At 63.8% G+C, this 17,368-nt stretch carries 15 protein-coding genes and 1 pseudogene; 9 read left to right on the plus strand and 7 right to left on the minus strand.

From position 1 onward, the window contains the following. Positions 1–80 precede the first annotated feature (80 nt). Entirely contained in the window at positions 81–1,034 is a 954-nt protein-coding gene (locus H1204_RS20890; protein WP_180732544.1) for a LysR family transcriptional regulator, read from the minus strand. A 64-nt stretch (positions 1,035–1,098) separates the two neighbouring features. Between H1204_RS20890 and metE the strand changes: the two genes are divergently transcribed. After that, positions 1,099–3,390 (plus strand): 5-methyltetrahydropteroyltriglutamate--homocysteine S-methyltransferase, encoded by a 2,292-nt coding sequence (metE, locus tag H1204_RS20895; RefSeq protein ID WP_180732545.1) that lies wholly within the window; start codon positions 1,099–1,101, stop codon positions 3,388–3,390. A 63-nt stretch (positions 3,391–3,453) separates the two neighbouring features. Here metE and H1204_RS20900 read toward each other — a convergent pair whose 3' ends face one another. The 3 genes from H1204_RS20900 to H1204_RS20910 all read right to left on the minus strand — a co-directional run bounded on the left by H1204_RS20900 (position 3,454) and on the right by H1204_RS20910 (position 6,431). Further along, on the minus strand, positions 3,454–4,656 hold the full coding sequence (locus H1204_RS20900; RefSeq protein ID WP_180732546.1) for an NAD-dependent formate dehydrogenase: 1,203 nt from the start codon (positions 4,654–4,656) through the stop codon (positions 3,454–3,456). Between the two features lie 191 nt (positions 4,657–4,847). Then, positions 4,848–5,765, minus strand: a complete 918-nt coding sequence (locus H1204_RS20905; RefSeq protein WP_180732547.1) for a LysR family transcriptional regulator — start codon at positions 5,763–5,765, stop codon at positions 4,848–4,850. A gap of 6 nt (positions 5,766–5,771) precedes the next feature. Continuing rightward, on the minus strand, positions 5,772–6,431 hold the full coding sequence (locus tag H1204_RS20910; RefSeq protein ID WP_180732548.1) for a M24 family metallopeptidase: 660 nt from the start codon (positions 6,429–6,431) through the stop codon (positions 5,772–5,774). Between the two features lie 251 nt (positions 6,432–6,682). Here H1204_RS20910 and H1204_RS20915 point away from each other — a divergent pair, with 251 nt between their 5' ends. Beyond that, complete coding sequence (locus H1204_RS20915; RefSeq protein WP_180732549.1) at positions 6,683–7,108, plus strand: TOBE domain-containing protein; 426 nt, start codon at positions 6,683–6,685, stop codon at positions 7,106–7,108. A 23-nt stretch (positions 7,109–7,131) separates the two neighbouring features. Here the strand turns inward: H1204_RS20915 and H1204_RS20920 are convergent, their stop codons facing one another. From H1204_RS20920 to H1204_RS20930, 3 genes are all read right to left on the minus strand, one after another. Then, positions 7,132–8,070, minus strand: coding sequence for a hypothetical protein (locus H1204_RS20920; RefSeq protein ID WP_180732550.1), 939 nt, complete (start codon positions 8,068–8,070; stop codon positions 7,132–7,134). A gap of 25 nt (positions 8,071–8,095) precedes the next feature. Continuing rightward, the gene (locus H1204_RS20925) at positions 8,096–8,491 is read right to left on the minus strand and encodes an ester cyclase (protein WP_180732551.1); all 396 of its coding nucleotides are present in this window, start codon (positions 8,489–8,491) and stop codon (positions 8,096–8,098) included. Positions 8,492–8,552: 61 nt separating this feature from the next. Further along, complete coding sequence (locus tag H1204_RS20930; protein WP_180732552.1) at positions 8,553–9,215, minus strand: XRE family transcriptional regulator; 663 nt, start codon at positions 9,213–9,215, stop codon at positions 8,553–8,555. Between the two features lie 114 nt (positions 9,216–9,329). Between H1204_RS20930 and H1204_RS20935 the strand changes: the two genes are divergently transcribed. The 7 genes and pseudogenes from H1204_RS20935 to H1204_RS20965 all read left to right on the plus strand — a co-directional run bounded on the left by H1204_RS20935 (position 9,330) and on the right by H1204_RS20965 (position 17,336). Then, on the plus strand, positions 9,330–10,616 hold the full coding sequence (locus tag H1204_RS20935; RefSeq protein WP_180732553.1) for an MFS transporter: 1,287 nt from the start codon (positions 9,330–9,332) through the stop codon (positions 10,614–10,616). 71 nt (positions 10,617–10,687) lie between these two features. Continuing rightward, positions 10,688–12,213 (plus strand): annotated as a pseudogene (locus H1204_RS20940) (amidase family protein). Between the two features lie 16 nt (positions 12,214–12,229). Then, a complete protein-coding gene (locus H1204_RS20945; protein WP_180732554.1) occupies positions 12,230–12,583 on the plus strand; it encodes a RidA family protein in 354 nt (117 codons plus the stop codon). 25 nt (positions 12,584–12,608) lie between these two features. Next, complete coding sequence (locus tag H1204_RS20950; protein ID WP_180732555.1) at positions 12,609–13,841, plus strand: FAD-dependent oxidoreductase; 1,233 nt, start codon at positions 12,609–12,611, stop codon at positions 13,839–13,841. A 93-nt stretch (positions 13,842–13,934) separates the two neighbouring features. Continuing rightward, complete coding sequence (locus tag H1204_RS20955) at positions 13,935–14,516, plus strand: DUF1801 domain-containing protein (protein WP_180732556.1); 582 nt, start codon at positions 13,935–13,937, stop codon at positions 14,514–14,516. 154 nt (positions 14,517–14,670) lie between these two features. Then, entirely contained in the window at positions 14,671–15,180 is a 510-nt protein-coding gene (locus H1204_RS20960; RefSeq protein WP_180732557.1) for a MarR family transcriptional regulator, read from the plus strand. A gap of 5 nt (positions 15,181–15,185) precedes the next feature. Further along, positions 15,186–17,336 carry an FUSC family protein gene (locus H1204_RS20965; RefSeq protein WP_180732558.1) on the plus strand — a complete coding sequence of 717 codons (2,151 nt, stop codon included), beginning with the start codon at positions 15,186–15,188 and terminating at the stop codon, positions 17,334–17,336. Positions 17,337–17,368 lie beyond the last annotated feature (32 nt).

Raw genomic sequence — 17,368 nt, forward strand, 5'->3', positions numbered from 1 at the left:
CGCCTGGTGGGCTGAGCTTCACTTGTCAGCACGGCGGCGACCAGTTGATGAAGCTGGCGCCGCGTTGCAACACCTCGCGCCTAGTCCCGAAACCTCGCCCCGGTCCAATCTGCCTTGCGCGCCATCGCGACGAACGCGCTCAGATAATCGATCGCATCGTCCGCCTCGCGTGTGCCGAGAAAGATCTGCTTGGCGATGCCCTTCTTGCCGAGGCGCAGCGGCGTGAGCGGCATCCACTCCGCGTACTCTTCCGCGAGCCAGCGCGGCAACGCCGCGACGCCGCGGCCGCTCGCGACCATCTGCAGCATGATGTCGGTCGTCTCGATCACCTTGTGCCGTCTCGGCACGACGTTCGCGGGCGTCAGGAACTGCGTATAGATGTCGAGCCGGTCGGTTTCGACGGGATAGGTAATCAGCACTTCCGCCGCGATTTGCTCCGGCGTCACATAAGGCTCGCTGGACAAAGCATGCTCGTCCGCGACGACCAGTACCTGCTCGTAGTCGAACACGGGCTCGAAGCGTAAGCCCGGCTTTTTCAGCGGATCGGGCGTGACGAGCACATCGATGTCATAGCCGAACAGCGCGCCAATGCCGCCGAACTGAAAGCGCTGCTTCACGTCGACATCGACATCCGGCCAGCGCGCGAGATACGGCGACACGACCTTCAGCAGCCACTGGTAGCACGGATGACATTCCATGCCGATGCGCAACGTGCCGCGCTCGCCCTGCGCGTATTGCTTCATGCGTTCTTCGGCGAGCTCGAATTGCGGCAGCAGCCGGTTGGCGAGACCGAGCAGGTACTGGCCCGCCTGCGTGAGACGCATCGAGCGGCCCTCGCGCGTCCACACGGGCGTGCCTAGCTGCTGCTCGAGCTTCTTCACCGTGTGGCTCAACGCCGACTGCGTGAGATTCAGCACGTCGGCGGCGCCTGTGAGCGAACCTTGCCGCTCCACTTCCCTCACGACCATCAGATGACTGCGCTCCAGCATTGCGACTCCATGAACAGAAATAATCGTTGTATGAAATAAATCCATTTTTATTCATACATCGAAAATTCTATCATCGCTTCCAGATTCATTATCTGAACGGGGAATAGCGATGGTTACGACACACAATCTGGGTTTTCCGCGCATCGGCGCGAAACGCGAACTGAAATTCGCACTCGAGCAATACTGGAAGAACGAATCGACGCGCGACGAGCTAAAGGCCGTCGGCGCCCAGCTTCGCGGGCGGCACTGGAAAGACCAGGCGCGTCTGGACTTCGTGCCCGTCGGCGATTTCGCGTTCTACGACCAGGTGCTCGACATGAGCTTTACGCTCGGCAATCTGCCCGAGCGCGTGCGCGGCTTTCACGGCGATGCGCTCGACAACGCGTTCCGCGTCGCGCGTGGCCGCTCGGCGCAGAACGCGGAAGCGCACAGCGCGTGCTGCGGCGGGGTGGCGGCGGGCGAAATGACCAAGTGGTTCGACACGAACTATCACTACATCGTCCCCGAGTTCGACGCGAACACGCAGTTCTCGCTCGACCCTTCGCGTCTGCTCGAACAGCTCAACGAGGCCCGCGCGCTCGGCGTCAACGTGAAGCCCGTCATCATCGGACCCGTTACGTATCTATGGCTCGGCAAGGCAAAGGACGACTCCGACAAGCTCGCGCTGCTGCCGCGCCTGCTGCCCGTCTATGCGGCGCTGCTCGACTACTTCACGGCGCAAGGCATCGACTGGGTGCAGATTGATGAGCCGGTGCTCGTGACGGAACTCGACGCGAAGTGGCGCGACGCGTTCGTCACCGCCTACGATGCCCTGTCGGCACGCCGCGTCAAGCTGTTGCTCGCCACCTACTTCGGGCCGTTGCAGGACAACCTGGAACTCGCGTGCAAGCTGCCCGTCGACGGCCTGCATATCGATGCGATCAATGCGCGCGATGAAGTCGCGCAGGTCGCGGCGAAGCTCTCCGGCGCAGCGGTGCTGTCGGTCGGCGTGATCAACGGCCGCAACATCTGGAAGACCGATCTGAACGCGGTGCTCGAATGGCTTGAACCGCTGCACCGTTCGCTCGGTGACCGCTTGTGGATTGCGCCTTCGTGCTCGCTGCTGCATACGCCCGTCGATCTCAACAGCGAACAGAAGCTCGACGCCGAGATCAAATCGTGGCTCGCGTTTGCGCTGCAAAAGCTCGACGAGCTGACGGTGCTGGCGGCGGCGCTGAACAACGGGCGCGAATCGGTGGCCGACGCACTCGCCTCGAACGCCGCTGCAATCGAAAGCCGGCGCGTGTCGCCGCGCGTGCACAACCCGGCCGTCAAGGCCGCGATTGCGCGTATCGATGCGGCGCTCGGCAAGCGCGCCAGCGCTTATGCGCAGCGTGCAGAAAAGCAGTCCGCGATTCTCAACCTGCCCGCGTTCCCGACCACCACGATCGGCTCCTTTCCACAGACGAGCGACATCCGTCACGCGCGCAGCCAGTACAAGTCAGGCGAACTCGATCAGGCCGGCTATAAGGCGGCGATGGAGCGTGAGATCACGCGCGCCGTGAAAGAACAGGAAGCACTTGGCCTCGACGTGCTCGTGCATGGCGAAGCCGAACGCAACGACATGGTCGAATACTTCGGCGAGCAACTGGATGGCTACGCGTTCAGCCAGTTCGGCTGGGTGCAGTCGTATGGCTCCCGCTGCGTGAAGCCGCCCATTCTGTTCGGCGACATCAGCCGCCCGAAAGCGATGACGGTCGAATGGATTCGATACGCGCAATCGCAAACCACGAAGCCGATGAAAGGCATGCTGACGGGTCCCGTCACGATCCTGAACTGGTCGTTCGTGCGTGATGACCAGCCGCGCTCGGTGTCGTGCCATCAACTGGCGCTCGCGATCCGCGACGAAGTGCTGGACCTCGAAAAAGCCGGCGTGCGCGTGATCCAGATCGACGAAGCGGCCCTGCGCGAAGGCCTTCCGCTGCGCCGCTCGCAGTGGAGCGACTATCTGCGGTGGGCAGTCGAGTCGTTCCGTATCACCGCGAACGGCGTGCAGGACGAAACGCAGATTCACACCCACATGTGCTATTCGGAGTTCAACGACATCATCGCGTCGATCGCCGACATGGATGCCGATGTGATCACAATCGAAACGTCGCGCTCGGACATGGAACTGCTCGATGCGTTCGACGACTTCGACTATCCGAACCAGATCGGGCCGGGCGTGTACGACATCCACTCGCCTAACATTCCGAGCCAGGACCACATCGTGAACCTGATGAAGACGGCGGCCGGGCGCATTCCGGCGGAACGCTTGTGGGTCAATCCCGATTGCGGGCTGAAGACGCGTGCATGGGATGAAGTGATTCCCGCGCTGAAGAACATGGTGGCGGCTGCGCAAACGCTTCGCCAAAGCGTCTAACGCTTTCGTCGATCCCCGCAGAAATTGAAGGCCACCCGCGGGTGGCCTTCAACGTTATTGCCTTTACGCTGCTTTAAAGCGCGCCGCCTCTTCCGATCCCGACGTCGCATTGCCCGCGCTATACGAATGCGCGCCGACGCCCGCCAGCTTGCCGCCATCGACGATCAGATACTCGTCGCGGATAGGCCGCTTCTCGAACCAGCATTCGAGAATTTCGCGCGTGCCAGCCGCATAACGCGCCTGCGCCGACAACGTCGTGCCCGAAATATGCGGCGTCATGCCGTTGTGCGGCATCGTGCGCCACGGATGATCGCGCGGTGCCGGCTGCGGGAACCACACGTCGCCCGCATAGCCCGCCAGTTGCCCCGATTCGAGCGCCCGCACGATCGCATCGCGATCGACGATCTTGCCGCGCGCCGTATTCACGATATACGCGCCGCGCTTCATCTTCGCGATCAGCTTTTCGTTGAAGAGGTTCTCCGTTTCGGGGTGCAGCGGACAGTTGATCGTCACCACGTCGCAAGCCTTCACCATCGATTCGACATCCGGGTGCCACGTCGCGCCGAGTTCTTTTTCGACATCGAGCGGCAAGCGGTGACGATCCGTGTAGTGCAGCTTGACGTCGAACGGTTTGAGCCTGCGCAACACGGCTGCACCGATCCGGCCAGCGGCGACCGTGCCCACATGCATTGCTTCGAGATCGTAAGCGCGCTCGACACAGTCGGCGATATTCCAGCCGCCCTTCTTCACCCATTCATGCGACGGCAGGTAATTGCGCACCAGGCCGAGAATCATCATCACGACGTGTTCAGCGACGCTGATGCTATTGCAGTACGTGACTTCGGCCACCGTGACGCCGCGCTCGATGGCCGCCTGCAGATCGACGTGATCCGAGCCGATGCCCGCCGTCAGCGCGAGCTTGAGCTTCGGCGCCTTCGCGATGCGCTCGGCTGTCAGGTACGCAGGCCAGAACGGTTGGGAGATCACGACTTCGGCGTCGGCAAGCTCACGCTCGAACGTCGAGTTCGGACCATCCTTGTCCGATGTCACGACGAGCGTATGCCCTAGCGATTCGAGGTATTTACGCAGTCCCAGTTCGCCCGATACGCTGCCCAGCAGTTCGCCCGGCGTGAAGTCGATGGCCTTCGGCGTCGGCGCCGTTTGACCGTCGTGATAATGCGTGATTTCGGGTACGCCGTCGCGGGCGTACTGTTTCGGCATTCCTTTGACGGGATCGTCATACAGCACACAAAGAACCTTAGCCATTCGTCTCGCTCCAGTCTGGTCGAGCGCATTTTCATGCCGGCGCTCTATCGACATATCGACGTGATACATCACATACGATGTGAAGCAGTGTCGATGGCGCGGCTATGTGCGTCCAATCGTTTGGGCGAATGGTCTGATAAGCGTCGCTTATCAACGCGTGTGGTCGAGCGGCGCAGTCGCGTTGCGACCACTCAACAAACGGGAAGCAGCGCGTCGAATTCGTCCTGCAGCCGAAGGCTTTCGGCGCAGCGCCAGAAGGCGGCCACGAGCGGTTGCATCCCCTCGCGATTACGCGCGACGAGGCCGATTTCACGCGTCAGTTCGGGCATCAGCAACGCGCGACGCACGTCGTCGCCGGCGGGCAGCACGCTCAGCAGGCTGTGCGGAAAGATGCTGGATATGCCGGCGTGCAAGACATGTCCGTACAACGCGAGCAGCGAGTCGCATTCGATCAACACTTCCGGCTGAACCTGCTCGCGACGGAACGCGGCGTTGATGACCTGTCTGTTCTGCATCGTCTGTGGCAGCAGGCCGAGCGGCAGGCCCGACAACTCGCGCCAGCTGCATGCCCCTTCCACGAGATCCGCATGATCGCCCGGTGGCGACAGCAGAATGGAGCGCTCGCGATACAGCGGCAGCACCGCAAAGCCCGCCTGCACGCCCGAGTCGAGGTACGTGAGGCCGATATCCAGTTCGAGTTCGTCGAGTTGCCGATGAATCGCTTCCGAGCTGAGCGAATGCACGTCGTAGCGGATCTGTGGATGATCGAGCAGGCAAGGCGCAAGCACGCGCGACGCGACGGGAATCACGGTCGGTATCGCGCCGACGCGCAGCTTGCCGACCAGACGGTCCTGCGCCGAGAACGCGTCTTGCCGCATGTTCTGCAGCGTCGCCAGCGTCTGCCGCGCCCATCCCAGCACGCGCTCGCCGTCTTCCGTGAAGCCGACGAAGCGCCGCCCACGATTGACGATCGTCAGCCCGAGTTCCGACTCGAGTGCCCGGATCGCCGACGACAAGGCCGGCTGCGAAACATGGCATGCGTCGGCGGCACGCGCGAAATGCTTTTCGCGCGCCAACGTGACGAGGTAGTCGAGCTGGCGGATGAACATGGCCCGTCAGACGAGCAGGTCTTCATGGAACGCGCCGAACGGCCGCTTCGGATGCGCAATCTGGATTTCAAGAATCCACACGCCCGCTGCGGGTCTCGCGTCGAAGTCGCCGAGATCGCCCGCCTTGTAGATGGCATGCGGAAAATCGCTCACACGATGCCCCTTGATATCGACGTTCAGGCGAAACCCATGCGCATTGGCCCGCTGCGCCGCGTAGACGTACAGATCGACGCCCGCGCAGCCCGTCGTGCGCCAGTGCCGCTCGACTTCGTCGTAGATCGTGCGCGCCGCCTGCGCGCACGCCTGCATGTCCGGGTCGTCGCCGCAGACGAAGGTGGCGCCCGCGTCGCCCTCGTGCTTCGCCCAGACCGCGCCGAGGTCGATGAAGAAAATGTCGTTGTCCGCCAGCACCGGGTCGCCGTTCGATCGCTGCTTGAATGTTCTTAGCGTGTTCTCGCCGAAACGCACGAGCACGGGATGCCAGATCCGGTCCATCCCGAGATCCTTCAGAATGCGCAGCGCCAGCGCATTCGCCTCCGATTCCCGCATGCCCGGCCGCACGTCGGCGGCGATCGCGTTGACGGCCTTCCATGTCATGACTCTTGCGTGCTGCATCGCATCCAGCGAGAAATGCTCGCCGACGGCTTCTTTATGTGTCGAATTCAACGTCTGCTCCGCGTTGTCGTTAGCTGAAAATGTAAAATGTACGCTCGATATATACGCGTCAATATATCGTGTTTGACGCGTCATACCTATCAAGTCCACATTGAAGCCACTTGCGTCACGCGATATAGCGTCTTACACACCGCGTAAACACGGGCGGCAACGCTATAGGTATAAACGCTAGACTTCGGGTTGGCTTAACATTACGGGTTTCCGTGGCACGAACGCGGGACCCATTCGAGGAGAACATCATCATGCGAACCAGCGCCCGAAATCATTTCACCGGACAGATCACCGAAGTCAAACCCGGCGCCGTCAATGATGAAGTCACGCTGCGCACCCAGGACGGACTCGACATCGTCGCGGTGATCACGCACGGCAGCGCGTCGTCGCTTGGTCTGGCAGCCGGCAAGACGGCTTTTGCGCTGGTGAAGGCGTCGTCGGTGCTGGTGATGGTCGATGACGGCAACGGCAAGGTGTCGGCGCGCAATCGCGTCGCGGGTACGGTCACGGCCGTCACGAAGGGCGCCGTGAATAGCGAAGTGATCGTTGCGTCCGCAAGCGGTGCGGAGATCGCCGCGATCATCACCAATGAAAGCGTCGATCGGCTCGGGCTGTCGAGCGGCGCGGCGGCGTCGGCGATCTTCAAGGCATCGAGCGTGATTATCGGCGTCGACTGATAACGCCGCGTTTCGACGCAAGTTCAACGCAGCGGCAGAATCCGCAGGTAACTGGTTCCGCCTGCCGCTGCGCGATCGACGACATAAAGACGGTGTCGCGCCGGATCGACTGCAACGCCGCGCGCGTCGTGAAACTCAGTGGCGATTTCGTTCACGCTGCCGTCCGGCGCGACCTTGCACAACGATGCGCTCTTGCAGTGTGTATAGAGCGCACCATGACCATCTCCTGCCATCAGATCCGGGTTCTCGATCTTCGCGAAGGTATCGGCAACGGCAACCGGCTGCGCTGACTGCAGCAGGTTCGCCAGCGACGCGCGCACGATCATGTTGCGCGCCTGATCCGAAACGAAAACCGTATCGCCCGATACGACGACGCCCACCGGCTTGCCCATTCCCGTGATCAGATCGCGCTCGGTGGCGCGGCCTGCAGCTGCATCGTAGGTCAACAGGCTCACGCCGCCTGTCGCGGGTGCGCTGCCTTCCTTGACGAACCACGTCGACAGCGCCTGTTGCGAGCCAATGGCCGCAATGCCGAGCCTGCGGCGAGCGGGATTGGGCCCTGACAGCATGATTGCGCCATCCGCGCTTTTGACGTCGAACACCGCGCTCGCGCTGCCGAATCCAAAGCGCACGGCCAGCAGAGTGCGCGCCTCGTCGAAGGTCAACTGGCTCAGGCTGATGCCCTGGCCAGGCGGCTGAGGAATCGACGCAAAAGGGGCAAACGTACGGCCATCGGATGATCTGAGCACGCTGCTTTTCGCGTCGTCGGTCAGATAGACGGCGCCGTCGCTCGCGTCGACTGTGACGCCGTTGGGCCGTACGCCTTCCAGCGCGACGGGCGTCGCATCCGTCGCCGTGCTGCTCGACGCGCAACCCAACGTCTGCGCGATCACGCCAACAACCAGCGCCTGCAAGAGACAGCGAACAAAACGTTCGGACGTAGCTGTCGATAGCCGGAACATGAAATCTCCTTGCGTGACTTCCGCTTCAACGCTGCGCGAGTTGAGCCTCGATGGCCGCCTTGTCGATCACCGACCACACCTGCGCGATCTTTGCGCCGCGAAACTCGTAGAAAACGTTCTCGGCGAAAGCGACTTTCTTTCCATCGACGGCGAGTCCAAGAAACGTCCCTTTGGGCGAGCAGTCGAACTGCAACCGGCTGGCGATCACAGGCGGTTGCGCAACCAGCAACGCAATGTCAAAACGAAGATCCGGAATCTCGCGGAAGTCACGCTCCAGCATCGCCCGGTAGCCGGACAAGCCGATACGCTCGCCGTTGTACGTCACATCGTCATCGACGAAGTGCCCCAGAGTCGCCCAGTCCTGCCGGTTCAGACAGTCGATATAACCCCGGTACACGTCAGAAAGATCGCTCGCGTTCATCACGCATCGCCCTCGCTGAAGATCGCTCAAGCCGCCATGTTACCCGCGCCGGGTGTTGTGCTCAGATCGCGTCGGCGGGCCGGTGCGCGTCCGTGTCCACGCAGCACACGAGCACTTCAGCCGGCTTTTTCCCCGTGCTCAGATACACGTGTCCAACGGAACTGTCGAAGTACAGGCTATCGCCCGGCTTCAACTGAAACACCGCGCCCGTCTCGAAGCGCAGTTCGAGCGTGCCATCCAGCAGGAACACGAACTCCTCGCCGCTATGACGAATGTAGTCGGGAAAATCGGCGAGCTTGCGCGCCCGTACGTGCGCGCGCATCGGCACCATGCGCTTGCCCGTCAGGTCGTTGGCGAGCATCCCGTATTCGTAGTTGGGTGTGTCGTAGATCATCTGCTGACCCGACGCCGTGAAGGTCGGCACGATAGCGCTCGCGCCCGCGCGCTTCGTGTGCTCCGTGTGCTTCATGCGGCCGAAGATCGCATCGAACTCGAGCTGCAGCGCATGCGCGAGCGCCGCGAACTTGTCGTAGGTCAGCGCGATGTCGCCGCGTTCGGCCTTCGAGATCGTCGACACGGCGATGCCCGACTGTTCCGACAACTGCATCAGCGTCAGTCCGCGCGCCTTGCGCGCATCGCGCAGCCGCGCGCCGACCGCCTGGTGATCGATCTGTGACGTAGGCTCGACAGGTTCAGGTTGTTTGCGCGCGACGGATCTGGCCATGGCATTACTCAGGGATGACAAAGGGTTTTGTCGTATACGAGAATTTATTTTTTCTCGTATATGATAACTCGCATCGATTCCAGTCCCATGCAGTTCCACTCAGGAGCGGTCGACGTGTCAACGCTTGCATTGGAAAAAGCCGGTCTGTCGAAAACCCAGGTCATCGCCGCGACAACGCTCGGCACGGCGCTGGAGTTCTACGACTTCACCATCTACAGCTTCTTCGCGATCCAGATCGGGCAGCTGTTCTTCCCGTCCGCGTCGCCCGTGAACCAGTTTCTGCTGTCGATCGGCGTGTTCGGTGTCGGCTTCGTCGTGCGTCCGCTGGGCGGCATCGTGATCGGCGCATACGCCGACCGCGCGGGCCGCAAGAAGGCGATGGTGCTGACCATCATGCTGATGGCGCTGAGCTGCGCGCTGATCGCCTGCGCGCCGCCTTACGCGGTGGCCGGGATGGCCGCGCCTTTCATCGTGCTCGCCGCGCGTCTGATCCAGGGCTTCGCCGCGGGCGGCGAATTTGGACCCGGCACGACGCTACTCGTCGAATACGCATCGGACTCGACGCGTGCGTTCTTCGCCAGCTGGAACTTCGCCGCGACGGCACTCGGTCTCGCGCTCGGCGCGGTTGTCGCGACGCTCGTCAATGTCTCGCTGCCGAAGGACGCGATCCTCGCCTGGGGCTGGCGCATTCCGTTCGTGCTCGGCATCGTCGCGGCGCCCGTCGGCATGCTGATCCGCCGGCGGCTCGAAGAGACGCTCAGCGATGCGTCATCCACCCGCACGCATCGGCGCGGCGCATTGAAAGCGGCGCTCACCACGCATCTGAAGCTGACGATACTCGGCACTTTCGCCGAACTCGGCGGCTCGGTTTCCGTCTACATCACCGCGTTCTTTCTGCCGAGCCATGCGGTGCGCACGCTGCATCTGTCGTCGACGGCGTCGGTTGCTTCGGGCGTGATCAGCTCGCTCGTGCTGTTCGTCGCGGCGCCCATCGCGGGCAAGCTCGCCGACCGCTTCAGCCGCAAGCGCGTGCTCGTCATATCGCGCGTGACGCTGCTGCTCACCGTGTATCCCGCGTTCGCGTGGCTGTCCGCGCAGCCTTCGACGTTGATGCTGTGCGCCGTGTCCGCGTTTCTCGCGCTGTTCGTCGCCGGGCAGATCGTGCCCGTGCTCGTGATGATCCCCGAACTGTTCCCGAAACATGTGCGTGCGACGGGCATCGCGCTAACCTATGTGGTGAGCGCGTCGTTCTTCGGCGGCTTTTCGCCGTTCGTCGCGAGCTGGCTCGTCGCGCTGACGGGCAACCCGCTGGCGCCCGCGTGGTACGTCGCGGCGGCCTGCGCGGTGTCGCTCGTGCCCGTAATCTGGCTGCGCGACCGCACGGGCGAAGCGCTCGAGTGACCGCATTCGACATCTCGAACAAGCAATCAGGAACAAGCAGCAATCAGCAGCAACTACCCGGAACCTGAACCATGTCTGATCACGACGACCTCGTCGCCCGCAACGCCGTCGAATTGCGCCGGATGATCGGCGCGAAAGAGATTTCCCCCGTCGAACTGCTCGACGCCTGCATCGCGCGGATCGAAGCCCTCAACCCCGCCGTCAATGCAATCACGGCCACCTGTTACGACGACGCGCGCAAGGCCGCGAAGGCGGCCGAGCGCAAGGTGCTGGACGGCGAGCCGCTCGGCCTGCTGCACGGGCTGCCGCTCGGCGTGAAGGATCTCGAAGACACGGCGGCCTACTGACCACGTACGGTTCGCCGATGTCGCGCGGCCATGTGCCATCGCGCGATGTCGTGCTGGTCGAGCGGCTGCGCGCGGCGGGTGCGATTCTCGTCGCGAAGACCAACGTGCCCGAACTCGGCGCAGGCGCGAACACGCGCAACCCCGTGTGGGGCGCGACGGGCAATCCGTTCAATCCGGACCTGAACGCGGGCGGTTCGTCAGGCGGCTCGGCGGCGGCGCTCGCTTGTGACATGCTGCCCGTCTGCACCGGCTCCGATACGGGCGGCTCGCTGCGCATTCCCGCGTCGAAGTGCGGCGTGGTCGGTTTCCGGCCGTCCGCCGGGCTCGTGCCGAACTCGCGCCGGCTGCTCGGCTGGACGCCGATCTCGGTGGTCGGGCCGATGGGCCGCGACGTCGAAGAGACGGCACTGCAACTCGCGGCGACAGCGGGCCTTTCGACAGGCGATCCCCTCAGCTACGAAGTCGATCCACTCCGGTTCGCAACGCTGCCCGCGCTCGATCTCGCCACGCTGCGCGTCGGCTACACGGAAGACTTCGGTTGCTGCGATGTCGACGATGGCATCCGCGCCCTCTTCCGTTCACGCATGGCGGCGCTCACGCCGATGGTGAAAACCTGCGAGCCGGTCCAGTTCGATCTCGGCGACGCGCACCGCGCTTTTGACGTGATTCGCGCGGAAAGCTTCGTTGCGGGCCTGCGCGACGCGTATGCGCGCGATCCGGGCGCGCTCGGTCCGAACACGCGCGCGAACTACGAAATGGGCGCCGCGATGACGCTCGCCGACAGCGCATGGGCACAGGCGGAACAGACGCGCATTTTCCGGCGTTTCCAATCCGCGTTGGACCGTTACGACGTGATCCTCTCGCCGACCACGCCCGTTTCGCCGTTCCCGTGGCGCGAGCTTTACGCCGCGCAGATCAACGGGCGCGCGCAGGAAAACTACTACCGCTGGCTCGCGCTGACGTACGTCGTGACGCTGACGACACATCCCGCGCTGTCGTTGCCATGCGGCGTCGATGCGGCTGGCATGCCGTTCGGCTTGCAGATCGTCGGGCCGTTTCATGGCGACCTCAAGACGCTGGCCGTGGCGCGCGCGATGGAACAGGCTTTCGACACGCACCCCGCATTGCGCCGCCCGCGTCCCGATCTGTCGCGTCTCACGCAGCCGAACCCCGCGCTGAAATCGATCGTCACCGCGCCGCCCATTTTCGACTCTACCGGCGAAGCTCAGGCCGGCATGTCATCCGTCTAACCCAGCGATATTCACCATGTCCAACGAAATCCAACGACTGCAAACCAACGCCCGCATGAGCCAGGTGGTGATTGCCAACGGCATCGTCTATCTGTCCGGCCAGGTGCCGGACACGGCGGGCGCGTCGATCACCGTCCAGACGACGCAAATCCTCACGCGCATCGACACGCTGCTCGCCTCGGCGAACGTCGACAAGACGCGTGTGCTCACCGCGAACGTGTGGCTCAGCGACCCGAAGCACTTCGAAGAATTCAACGGCGTGTGGGATGCGTGGGTGCCGGCGGGCCACGCACCGACGCGCGCCTGCGTCCAGGCCCTGTTGATGAAGCCGGGCCTCGATGTCGAAATTGCCGTGACGGCGCTCGCATGACGTTATCGCGCGAGGATACGCAGCAATGAAGTTCGATACCGTCGTACTGGGTGGCGGCATGGTGGGCGTGTCGGTTGCCGTGCATCTGCAAAAGCGCGGGCTCAGTGTGGCGCTCGTCGATCGCAAGGCGCCGGGCAACGAGACGTCGTATGGCAATGCGGGACTGATCCAGCGCGAAGGCGTCTACCCGTATGCGTTTCCGCGCGACGCCAGCACGCTGCTGCGCTACGCGCGCAACCGCTCGCTCGATGTCCGCTATCACTTCAGCGCGATGCCGAAGCTGCTGCCGTTTCTGTACCGCTACTGGCACTACTCGCGCGCCGATCGGCATACGGCCATCGCGCGCTCGTATGCGACGCTGATCGAGCATTGCGTCAGCGAGCATCGCGCGTTGATCGACGCATCGGGCGCGCAGGCGCTGGTGCGCAAGGGCGGCTGGCTGAAAGTGTTTCGCAGCGCGCGCAAGCAGGACGCCGCGTTGCGCGACGTCGAGCGCTGGCAAGCCGAGTACGGCGTCACCTTCGACGCACTCGATGCAACGCAACTGAGGCGCGCGGAGCCGTCGCTGAGCCACGCGCTGCTGGGCGCGCTGCGCTACACCGACGCCGAGTCCGTCAGCGACCCCAATGCGCTCGTCACGGCCTACGCGCGTTACTTCGAGCAGCTTGGCGGGCGCATCTTCATCGGCGATGCGTCGACACTCGAACCGCACTGGAGCGTCGACACCGATGCGGGCCGTATCGACGCGCAGTCGGCCGTCATCTCGCTCGGGCCCTGGTCGGATACCGTCAGCGCGCGCTTCGGTTACCGGCTGCCGCTCGCGGTCAAGCGTGGCTATCACATGCACTACGCGGCGCAGGACGGCGCGAAGCTGAATCAACCCGTGCTCGACACCGAGATCGGCTACATGATCACGCCGATGGCGCGTGGCATCCGGCTGACGACGGGCGCGGAACTGGCCGCCTGCGACGCGCCGGCCACTCCCGTGCAACTGGATGCGATCGAACCCATCGCGCGCGACACCTTCCCGCTCGGCGCGCGGCTCGACGAGCGTCCGTGGCTCGGCCGCCGTCCGTGCACGCCGGACATGATGCCGATTATCGGTCCCGCGACACGCCACAAGGACCTGTGGTTCGCATTCGGCCATGCGCACCACGGCCTGACGCTCGGCCCCGTCACGGGGCGCCTGCTCGCGGAAATGATGACGGGTGCCGCGCCCGTCGCCGACCCGCATCCGTTCCGCGCCGATCGCTTCTAACCCGATCGCTTTTAGCCCGATCGCTTCCAGCCCGGTTTGCCGCCCCTGGCGCCGGGCGGTACCATAGGCTCGCCTTATTTCTGAGGGACAACAATGAATCCCAAGGTCGACGCCTATATCGGCAAACTCAAACAGTGGCGTGAAGAAACAGAAAAGCTCAGAGCGATCGTGCTGGAATGCCCCGTCACGGAGGAATTGAAATGGGGCGTTCCGTGCTACACGCACGACGACAAAAACGTCGTGCTCATTCACGGCTTCAAGGAATACTGCGCGGTCCTGTTCGTCAAGGGCGCTTTGTTGAAGGACCCGAAAGGCATCCTGATCCAGCAGACAGAGAACGTGCAGTCAGCCCGGCAGGTGCGGTTCACGAGCCTGCAGGAAATCGGCAAGCTGCAATCCGTTCTGAAGACCTATATCCGCGCGGCTATCGAAGTTGAAAAAGCCGGTCTGAAAGTGGCCCACAAATCGACCGAAGAGTTTGAGGTCGCCGAGGAATTCCAGACCAGACTCGACAAGATCCCCAGGCTCAAGACTGCTTTCGAATCACTGACGCCCGGACGGCAACGCGCCTATCTGCTCCACTTCTCGTCGGCGAAGCAATCGAAAACGCGGGAATCGCGGATCGAGAAATGCATGCCGATGATTCTCGAAGGCAAGGGATTGAACGACGAGTAAGTCCGCCTGGACGCTCGAAAAGCGGCCGGCGGCGGGCAAGCGCCCCGCCGCCGCTCGCCTGCGAAACACAGCGTAAGCGAATTTTGAAGCATTTCCTTAAAAATTTATGTCGATAGGATGCTAACGAATAAAAATCGACATACAATCCCGGCCCATGGTCAATCTCCACCTTCTACGCCGCTCCGTCAGCAGCACGCTGGTCGTCGCCGCGCGCCGCTGGCGCCGCACGAGCCATAGCGTGTTGTCCGCCTACAACGTGTCGGAGGCGTGCGCGGGTCCGCTGCTGACGGCCAACCGTCTCGGCGAGGCCGTGCGCCAGGTGACGCTCGCGGAACATGTGGGGATCGAAGGCCCGTCGCTGGTGCGGCTGCTCGATCAGCTATGCGCGGCGGGCCTCGTGCGCCGCGACGAAGATCCCGACGACAAGCGCGCCAAGACCATCACCCTCACCGACGAAGGCCGCGCCGTCACCGCGCGCATGGAAGAGCGGCTGATGGAGCTGCGCGCGCGCGTGCTCAAAGGCGTGAGCCGCGAGGACCTGGAGACGACGCTGCGGGTGCTGAACGCCTTCAACGCGTCGCTGGATGCTACAGTCACTTCCGACAAGGGCGCATCCGACGAGCCAGCCGCTGCCGCACGTTCCAGCAGCAAACGCAACGCATAACCGCCATGGCCTATCCCTCAGTCCGCGACTGGCTGTTTTCCGCCAAGACGTTCGCGGCCGCGATGATCGCGCTGTACATCGGCCTTGCGCTCGAACTGCCCCGCCCTTACTGGGCGATGGCGACCGTCTATATCGTCTCGAATCCGTTCGTCGGCGCGACCCGCTCGAAGGCGCTGTACCGCGCGCTCGGCACGGCGCTCGGCGCGGCAGGCGCGGTGCTGATCGTGCCGCCCTTCGTCGAGTCGCCGTTCCTGTTCAGCACGATCGTCGGGCTGTGGACGGGCACGATGCTCTATGTATCGCTGAACGATCGCACCGCGCGCAGCTATGTGTGCCTGCTCGCCGGCTACACGCTGCCGCTGATCGCGCTGCCCGCCGTCACCAATCCGACCACCGTCTTCGATCTGGCCATCACGCGTACGGAAGAGATCCTGCTCGGCATCGTGGTCGCGAGTATCGTCGGCAGCGTGGTGTTTCCGAGCCGGCTCGCGCCGACGCTGGTCGAGCGCACCGACGCCTGGTTCCGCGACGCCGCGTTCTACGCGAGCGAGACGCTGTCCGGCCACATCGCGGGCGCGACGATCTCGGCCTCGCGCCAACGTCTTGCGGCCACGGTCAACGGGCTCGATTTCCTGCTGAGCCAATTGACCTACGATCACACACGGCCCGATATCGTGCGCCGCGCGCGCGCGTTGCAGGGGCGAATGCAGATTTTCCTGCCGCTGATTTCGTCGATGGCCGATCCGCTGATCGAACTGATACGGCAGCGCGGCGCGCATCCGCTCGAAGTCGAGGCGCTGCTCGCGGACGTCGCGAAGTGGATCAAGGCGCCCGCGCTCGAAGCCAAATACGCGGACGAGCCCGATCACGAAGCGGAAGCGCTGCGCGCGCGCGTCGATGCGCTGCGGCCATCCGCCGAGGCGCTCGCGAGCTGGGACGGCGCGCTGCTGTCGAACGCGCTGTGGCGTCTGGGCCAGGTCATCGACGTCTGGCGCGATATCCGCTGCCTGCGCGCGGCCATCGTTCATGAAACCGTCCTGTGGCGGCCGCACTTTCGCCACTGGCGGCTGGGCGGCACCGAGCGCTTCTTCGACTACGGCATGATGCTGTTCTCGACGGCATCGGCCGTCGGCGCGGTCATCGTCGCGTGCGGACTGTGGATCACGTCGGGCTGGAACGACGGCGCCGCCGCCGTCACGCTCGCCGCCGTCTCCTGCTGCTTCTTCGCGGCGCTCGACGACCCCGCGCCCTCCGTCTTCAAGTTCTTCCTTGCGACCTGCGCGAGCGTCGTGCTGGCCGGGCTGTATGTGTTCGTGGTGCTGCCGCACGTGCACGATTTCGCGATGCTGGTCGTGATCTTCTCCGGGCCGTTCCTGATCATCGGCACGCTGATCCCGAGCCCGCAGTTCACGCTCGTGACGTTGCTCACGGCCGTCAACACGGCGACCTTCATCAGCATTCAGAGCGCTTACGAGGCCGACTTCTTCGTGTTCATCAACAGCAATCTGGCGGGCGTCGCGGGCTTGCTGTTCGCTTTCATCTGGACGCGCATCACGCGGCCGTTCGGCGCCGAACTCGCCGCCGGGCGGCTCACGCGTTCCGCATGGGCCGACGTCGTGGTGAGCGCGTCGACGGCTGCCATCGAAGACCAGCGCAATCTGTACTCGCGCATGCTCGACCGGCTGATGCAACTGCTGCCACGCCACGCGGCCTCGGACTCGAACCGCCATCCGTCGATCGAAAGCTTCCGCGACTTCCGCGTCGCGCTGAACGCGCTCGATCTTCGACGCACGCGCCGCAAGCTGACAGCCGACTTGCAAGGCTCCATCGATGACGTGCTCTCCGGCGTGCGGCAGTATTTCGAGCAATGTGTCGCGCGCCGCGAACGGCAGCCGGTGCCCGCCGCGCTGATCGAAACGATCGATGCCGCCGTCGCGCAAGTGACCACGCGCAACATCGCGCAGACGCAAGGCGGCACGCAGCAGGGGCAAGAGGGACAGGCAGAACACAACGCCGCGCCCGCCCCCGCTGCGCCCTCCGGCGAGCGCTGGCTGCGCGAGACGCTGCACGCGCTGGTCGGCATGCGCCTGTCGCTGTTTCCGCCGCATCCCGCGCCCGGCAGCAATCCGCCGCCCCAACCGGAGACCGCAGCCTGATGCGAAACCCATCTCTTACTTTCTGTCGACGC

It is taken from the genome of Paraburkholderia sp. PGU19 (assembly GCF_013426915.1).
GTDB lineage: Bacteria > Pseudomonadota > Gammaproteobacteria > Burkholderiales > Burkholderiaceae > Paraburkholderia.

Coding starts and splice junctions, on each gene's coding strand:
- H1204_RS20890 (WP_180732544.1), bottom strand. CDS start 1,034: ATGGATTTATTTCATACAACGATTATTTCTGTTCATGGAGTCGCAATG.
- metE (WP_180732545.1), top strand. CDS start 1,099: ATGGTTACGACACACAATCTGGGTTTTCCGCGCATCGGCGCGAAACGC.
- H1204_RS20900 (WP_180732546.1), bottom strand. CDS start 4,656: ATGGCTAAGGTTCTTTGTGTGCTGTATGACGATCCCGTCAAAGGAATG.
- H1204_RS20905 (WP_180732547.1), bottom strand. CDS start 5,765: ATGTTCATCCGCCAGCTCGACTACCTCGTCACGTTGGCGCGCGAAAAG.
- H1204_RS20915 (WP_180732549.1), top strand. CDS start 6,683: ATGCGAACCAGCGCCCGAAATCATTTCACCGGACAGATCACCGAAGTC.
- H1204_RS20920 (WP_180732550.1), bottom strand. CDS start 8,070: ATGTTCCGGCTATCGACAGCTACGTCCGAACGTTTTGTTCGCTGTCTC.
- H1204_RS20925 (WP_180732551.1), bottom strand. CDS start 8,491: ATGAACGCGAGCGATCTTTCTGACGTGTACCGGGGTTATATCGACTGT.
- H1204_RS20930 (WP_180732552.1), bottom strand. CDS start 9,215: ATGGCCAGATCCGTCGCGCGCAAACAACCTGAACCTGTCGAGCCTACG.
- H1204_RS20945 (WP_180732554.1), top strand. CDS start 12,230: ATGTCCAACGAAATCCAACGACTGCAAACCAACGCCCGCATGAGCCAG.
- H1204_RS20950 (WP_180732555.1), top strand. CDS start 12,609: ATGAAGTTCGATACCGTCGTACTGGGTGGCGGCATGGTGGGCGTGTCG.
- H1204_RS20955 (WP_180732556.1), top strand. CDS start 13,935: ATGAATCCCAAGGTCGACGCCTATATCGGCAAACTCAAACAGTGGCGT.
- H1204_RS20960 (WP_180732557.1), top strand. CDS start 14,671: ATGGTCAATCTCCACCTTCTACGCCGCTCCGTCAGCAGCACGCTGGTC.
- H1204_RS20965 (WP_180732558.1), top strand. CDS start 15,186: ATGGCCTATCCCTCAGTCCGCGACTGGCTGTTTTCCGCCAAGACGTTC.